General features: G+C 74.6%; 5 protein-coding genes and 1 pseudogene. 5 read left to right on the top strand and 1 reads right to left on the bottom strand.

The genetic code is table 11. The features are described from left to right. Window positions 1–222 (top strand): annotated as a pseudogene (locus tag G3I42_RS12850) (translation initiation factor IF-2); the annotation flags it as partial. Here the strand turns inward: G3I42_RS12850 and G3I42_RS12845 are convergent. Then, complete coding sequence (locus G3I42_RS12845; RefSeq protein ID WP_164285494.1) at window positions 219–1,745, bottom strand: MFS transporter; 1,527 nt, start codon at window positions 1,743–1,745, stop codon at window positions 219–221. The pseudogene G3I42_RS12850 and the gene G3I42_RS12845 overlap by 4 nt on opposite strands. Window positions 1,746–1,921: 176 nt before the next feature. Here G3I42_RS12845 and G3I42_RS12840 point away from each other — a divergent pair, with 176 nt between their 5' ends. From G3I42_RS12840 to G3I42_RS12825, 4 genes are all read left to right on the top strand, one after another. Next, on the top strand, window positions 1,922–2,260 hold the full coding sequence (locus G3I42_RS12840) for a helix-turn-helix domain-containing protein (RefSeq protein ID WP_164285490.1): 339 nt from the start codon (window positions 1,922–1,924) through the stop codon (window positions 2,258–2,260). Window positions 2,261–2,362: 102 nt separating this feature from the next. Beyond that, window positions 2,363–4,042 carry a urocanate hydratase gene (gene hutU / locus G3I42_RS12835; protein ID WP_164285488.1) on the top strand — a complete coding sequence of 560 codons (1,680 nt, stop codon included), beginning with the start codon at window positions 2,363–2,365 and terminating at the stop codon, window positions 4,040–4,042. 89 nt (window positions 4,043–4,131) lie between these two features. Next, a complete protein-coding gene (locus G3I42_RS12830; RefSeq protein ID WP_164285492.1) occupies window positions 4,132–5,346 on the top strand; it encodes an allantoate amidohydrolase in 1,215 nt (404 codons plus the stop codon). Next, a partial coding sequence (locus tag G3I42_RS12825) for a formimidoylglutamate deiminase (protein ID WP_164285486.1) occupies window positions 5,337–6,398 on the top strand: 1,062 nt, incomplete at its 3' end. The genes G3I42_RS12830 and G3I42_RS12825, both read left to right, overlap by 10 nt.

Raw genomic sequence — 6,398 nt, 5'->3', positions numbered from 1 at the left:
GGTCGCGTACGGCTCACCGTCCGCGTCGGAGCCTGGCTGCGCCCCCCGAGCGGCGCGCCGACCGCGCGCTTCGACGTGCCCGCCCCGGCCGGGTCCGCGTACGAGAGCGGGCAGCGTGTCCTCGTGGAGGTGCCGCGCCAGGAGGCCGCCCCGCCGCGGGTCACGACGGGGGAGGGGGCGACGGAGCGGCGGCTGCGGGTGCTGGGCTGCGACGCGCCTTAACCCCGGCGGAGGGGGCCGCCCGCCTCCGGGCCCGTCCCCTCCCCGCCCGCCCGCGCGAGCGAGGCGACGAGCGCGCCCAGCAGCAGGCACACGCCCGCCATCACCCACAGCAGGACGTGGAAGGCGTCGTCGTACGCCGCGCCTCCCGCGCCCGCCCCGTCCCCCGCCACCAGCGACGCGAGCACCGAGCCGAACACCGCCACCGCGATGGCCTCGCTGCCGAGCCGGAGCGTGTTGAGGAAGCCCGCCGCCATCCCGGCCTTCGCGGGCTCGATCATGGCGAGCGCCTGGCCGTCGACGAGACCGGCGGACAGTCCCATACCGGCACCGGTCACGAGCATCGCGGGGGCCATCACGGCGAGCGAGGTGTCCGGGCCGAGCACCAGCAGGGCGAGGTCGCCGGCGACGAGGCACAGGAGCGAGGCGAAGACGACGGCGAGCGGCGAGGTGCCGCGCTCCACGAGCTTGGCGCCCGCCATCGGCAGGAGCAGGACGGGCAGGGTCAGCAGGAGCATCGTCGTACCGGCTGCCGAGGCGCTGTAACCGGCGACGCCGGAGAGGTACGACGGCAGGTACGTCAGCTGCGTCACGAAGCCGAAGGACGCCGCGACCGGCACGAGCGTGTACGCGAGGAAGCGGCGGTTCCGTACGGCCGAGAGGTCCAGGAGCGGGGCCGGCGTCCGCTTCGCGAGCGCCCCGAAGGCGCCGAAGAGCACGAGCGAGGCGAGCAGCAGGCCGAGCGTCCCGGCCGAGGCCCAGCCCCACGCCGAGCCCTGCACGATGGCGTACGTCAGCGCCGCCATGGCGAGGACGAAGACGACCGCGCCGCGCACGTCCAGGCGGCCGCCGCCGCCGACGGGCTCGCGCACGCTCCGGGCGATCACGGGAACGCAGGCGAGCACGGCGGCCAGGACGAGCGCCTGGAGCCCGAAGATCCAGCGCCAGCCGAGCGCGTCCACGGCCGGTCCCGAGACGGTCGGCCCGAGGGCCACGCCGACCCCGGCGACGGTGCCGAAGAGCGCGAACGCCTTGGCCCTGGCCGGTCCCTCGAAGGCGGAGGAGATGATCGCGCTGCCGCAGGCGAAGATCGCGGCGCCGCCGAGACCCGCGAGCGCGCGGGCCCCGTCGAGCACGTACACGGTGGGCGCGAGCGCGCAGGCCAGCGAGGCGAGGGCGAAGACGGCCGCCCCCAGCGCGAAGGCCCTGATACGGCCGATGAGGTCGGCGAGGCTGCCCCACACGAGGGTGCAGCAGGCGAAGGCGAGATTGAAGGCGTTGACGACCCACTGGAGGGAGGCCGAGCCCTGCGCCGCACCGGTTCCGGCGCCGATGTCCGGAAGCGCGACGGCAGTTCCCGAGATCGAGGTGGGGACGACGAAGACCGCGAGCAGCACGGCGATCAGGGCCAGCCTCCCCGGGGCCGCCGGGGCGTCCGGGGCCGGGGCGTCCGGGGCCGGGGCGTCCGGGGCCGATTCGGGCGGTGCCTGGGAGGGGCGGGTCGGGTCAGCGGTGGGTGGGGTCACGGAGAACTCCGGAAGGGGATGCGGGGCGACGGCGACGGCACTGGCCGCATAGGTACGGCCTTCGTCGAACCTCACCCTGGCACGGTCCCGAGGTTTCACGCAAGTAGTACCTTGGCTTCGCGGCGGCGCCTTCCCCCGCCGCCCCCTTCCCCTCTCCGAACCCGAGGAGACCCGCCGTGCCCGACGCTGAAGGCCACCCCACCGTCGAGGAGTTCGACTTCCAGCTCGTCCTCAAAGCCCTCGCCGACCCCCTCCGCTACCACGTCGTCGCGACGCTCGCCCGGCAGTCCTTGGACACCGAGCGCACGTGCACGTCCTTCGGCCTGCCCGTGGGCAAGTCGACCCGTACCCACCACTTCCGCGTCCTGCGCGAGGCCGGACTCGTGCGGCAGGTGGACCGGGGCAACAGCCGTGCCGCCCGGCTGCGCCGCGAGGAGATCGAGCGGCGCTTTCCCGGCCTGCTCCGGCTCGTCGCGGAGAACGAGCCCCCGCCGGGCGCTGTCACCATTGACTAGAGCTATTCAGAAGTGGAGTATGTGAATCAATCGAGTCACCCGGTGTCGTCCGCGCCCGCCCCCAGGCCCCCCGGCACCCCGTCCCCGCCCAGGAGGCAGCCCATGTCCGGTCCCCGCCCCGTCCGCGCCCCTCGCGGCACCGAGCTGAGTGCCCTCGGCTGGCAGCAGGAGGCCGCGCTGCGGATGCTCCAGAACAACCTGGACCCGGAGGTGGCCGAGCACCCCGACGAGCTGGTCGTCTACGGCGGCTCCGGCAAGGCGGCGCGCGACTGGAACTCCTTCGACGCGATGATCCGCACCCTGCGCACCCTGAAGAACGACGAGACGATGCTCGTGCAGTCGGGCCGCCCCGTCGGCGTCATGCGCACGCACGAGTGGGCCCCGCGCGTCCTCATCGCCAACTCCAACCTCGTGGGCGACTGGGCGAACTGGGACGAGTTCCGCCGCCTGGAGGAGCTGGGCCTGACGATGTACGGCCAGATGACGGCCGGTTCCTGGATCTACATCGGCACGCAGGGCATCCTCCAGGGCACGTACGAGACCTTCTCCGCCGTCGCCGCGAAGAAGTTCAACGGCACGCTCGCCGGGACCATCACGCTCACCGCCGGGCTCGGCGGCATGGGCGGTGCGCAGCCGCTCGCCGTGACGATGAACGACGGCGTCGCGATCTGTATCGACTGCGACCCGCGCGCCATCGAGCGCCGCATCGAGCACCGCTACCTCGACGTCAAGGCGGACGACGTCGCGCACGCGCTCGCGCTCGCCACCGCCGCCCGCGACCGCCGCGAGCCCCTCTCCATCGGCCTGCTCGGCAACGCCGCCGAGATCGTCCCGCAGCTCCTCGCCGAGGGCGCGCCCATCGACATCGTCACCGACCAGACCTCCGCGCACGACCCGCTCGCCTACCTCCCCGTCGGCGTCGAGTTCGCCGACATGGCGGCGTACGCGAAGGAGAAGCCCGCCGAGTTCACGCGCCGCTCCCGCGAGGCGATGGCGCGGCACGTCGAGGCCATGGTCGGCTTCCAGGACGCGGGCGCCGAGGTCTTCGACTACGGCAACTCGATCCGCGGCGAGGCCCAGCTCGCCGGGTACGAGCGCGCCTTCGCGTTCCCCGGCTTCGTCCCCGCCTACATCCGCCCGCTGTTCTGCGAGGGCAAGGGCCCGTTCCGCTGGGCCGCGCTCTCCGGCGAGGCGAGCGACATCTACAAGACCGACCAGGCGCTCCTCGACCTCTTCCCCGAGAACGAGTCGCTGCACCGCTGGATCAAGATGGCGCAGGAGCGCGTCCACTTCCAGGGCCTCCCCGCGCGGATCTGCTGGCTCGGCCAGGGCGAGCGCGACAAGGCGGGCGTGCGCTTCAACGAGATGGTCGCGTCGGGCGAGCTCCAGGCCCCGATCGTCATCGGGCGCGACCACCTCGACACGGGCTCCGTCGCGTCCCCGTACCGCGAGACCGAGGCCATGAAGGACGGCTCGGACGCCATCGCGGACTGGCCGCTCCTCAACGCGATGGTCAACGTCGCCTCCGGCGCCTCCTGGGTCTCGCTCCACCAGGGCGGCGGCGTCGGCATGGGCCGCTCGATGCACGCGGGCCAGGTCACGGTCGCCGACGGCACCCCGCTCGCGGCCGAGAAGATCCGCCGCGTCCTCACCAACGACCCCGGCATGGGCGTCATCCGGCACGTCGACGCCGGGTACGAGGAGGCGGAGGCCGTCGCCGAGGCGAAGGGCGTCCGCATCCCGATGCGCGAGAACGGTACGGGCGAGGGCGGCGCCGCGTGAGCGAGCCCACCCCGCGCGGTGGCACCGCCGGGGCGGCGCCCGCCCCGGCCCCCGCCGCCCCCTCCCGCACCCCCGACGACTTCGACCGCATGTGGGACACCCTCGCCCCGCTCGGCCGCGACAAGGACAGCGGCGGCTACCGCCGCTTCGCCTGGACGGACGCCGACCGCGACGTACGCGACTGGTTCCGCGGGCAGGCCGCGGACCGGGGGCTGGTGTACGAGGAGGACCGCAACGGCAACCAGTGGGCCTGGCTCGGCGACCCCGAGGGCGAGGACGCCGTCGTCACCGGCTCGCACCTCGACTCCGTACCCGACGGCGGCGCCTACGACGGCCCCCTCGGCGTCGTCACCGCCTTCGCCGCCCTCGACGCCCTGCGCGAGCGCGGCGCGGCGCCCCGCAAACCCCTCGCGATCACCAACTTCGCCGACGAGGAAGGCGCCCGCTTCGGCCTCGCGTGCGTCGGCTCCCGGCTCAGCGCGGGCGCGCTCACGAAGCAGGACGCCTTCCGGCTCCGCGACGCGGACGGCGTCAGCCTCCCGCACGCGATGGAGCGCGCCGGCTTCGACCCGGAGGCGATCGGCGCCGACGACGCGCGCCTGAACCGCGTCTCCGCGTACGTCGAACTCCACGTCGAGCAGGGCCGCGCGCTCGACCTGACCGGCGACCCGGTCGGCATCGCCAGCGCGATCTGGCCGCACGGCCGCTGGCGCTTCGACTGGCGCGGCGAGGCCAACCACGCGGGCACCACCCGGCTCGTGGACCGGCACGACCCGATGCTCCCGTACGCCGAGACGGTCCTCGCCGCGCGCCGCGAGGCCGCGCTCGCGCAGGCCGTCGCGACCTTCGGCAAGCTCCACGTCGTGCCGGGCGGCGTCAACGCGATCCCCTCGCTCGTGCGCGGCTGGCTCGACTCGCGCGCGGCCGACCAGGAGACCCTGGACACCGTCGTGCGCGCGATCGAGGAGGCCGCGCGGGACGCCGCCGCGCGCGAGGGCGTCGACCTCGCCGTCGTACGCGAGTCCTTCACGCCCGTCGTCGAGTTCGGCCACGCGCTGCGCGAGGAACTGGGCCGCATCCTGCCCGGCGACGTCCCCGTGCTGCCCACGGGCGCGGGACACGACGCGGGAATCCTCTCCGCCGTGATCCCGACCGCCATGCTGTTCGTACGCAACCCGACCGGCATCTCGCACGCCCCCGCCGAGCACGCGGAGCGCGCCGACTGCCACGCGGGGGTCACCGCCCTCGCGGACGTACTGGAGGAGCTGGCGTGCGAGGGACGGAAGGAGCCGGCGTGCCGCTGACGTACTGGCTCGAACACGCGTGGCTCGGCAGCCGCACCGCCTCCGGCCTCGTCCTGACGGCGGGCGCGGACGGCCGGATCGCCTCGCTCACCGAAGGCGTCCCGAGCCCGCCGCCAGGGGCGGAGGTCCTGCGCGGCCTCACCCTGCCGGGGCTCGCCAACGCCCACTCGCACGCCTTCCACCGCGCTCTGCGCGCGGCGACGCAGCGGGCGCGCGGCACGTTCTGGACCTGGCGCGAGACGATGTACGGGGTCGCCGCGCGCCTCACCCCGGACTCGTACCACCGGCTCGCGCGCGCCGTGTACGCCGAGATGGCCCTCGGCGGCATCACGGCCGTCGGCGAGTTCCACTACGTGCACCACCAGCCCGACGGAACCCCCTACGCCGACCCCAACGCGATGGGCGAGGCGCTCGTCGAGGCCGCGCGCGAGGCCGGAATCCGCATCACGCTGCTCGACACCGCGTACCTCTCCTCCGGCTTCGGCGCCCCGCCCGAGCCCCACCAGCTCCGCTTCACCGACGGTGACGCGGACGCCTGGGCCCGCCGCGCGGACCGGCTGCGCGGCGACGACAACACCGTCGTCGGCGCGGCGATCCACTCGGTGCGCGCCGTACCGGCCGACCAGCTCGCGACTGTCGCCGCCTGGGCGCGCGACCGCGGGGCACCGCTGCACGTCCACCTCTCCGAGCAGCCCGCCGAGAACGAGGCGTGCCGCGCCGCGCACGGCATGACGCCGACCCAGCTCCTGCACGAGCACGGTGTGCTGGGCCCGCGCACGACCGGCGTGCACAACACCCACCTCACCGGGGAGGACATCCGCCTCATCGGCTCCTCCGGCACCGGTACGTGCATGTGCCCGACCACCGAACGCGACCTCGCGGACGGCATCGGGCCCGCCGTCGCCCTCCAGGAGGCGGGCAGCCCGCTCTCGCTCGGCAGCGACAGCCACGCCGTGCTCGACCTCTTCGAGGAGGCCCGCGCGCTGGAGCTGGACGAGCGCCTGCGCACCCGCACGCGCGGCCACTGGACGGCGGCGGCGCTCCTCGAAGCG

Origin of the sequence: Streptomyces sp. SID11385, from assembly GCF_010548245.1 — a bacterium.
Taxonomy (GTDB): Bacteria; Actinomycetota; Actinomycetes; order Streptomycetales; family Streptomycetaceae; genus Streptomyces.
Note: the sequence above shows the minus strand (reverse complement) of the source record. Positions and strands in the feature narration are given on the sequence as shown.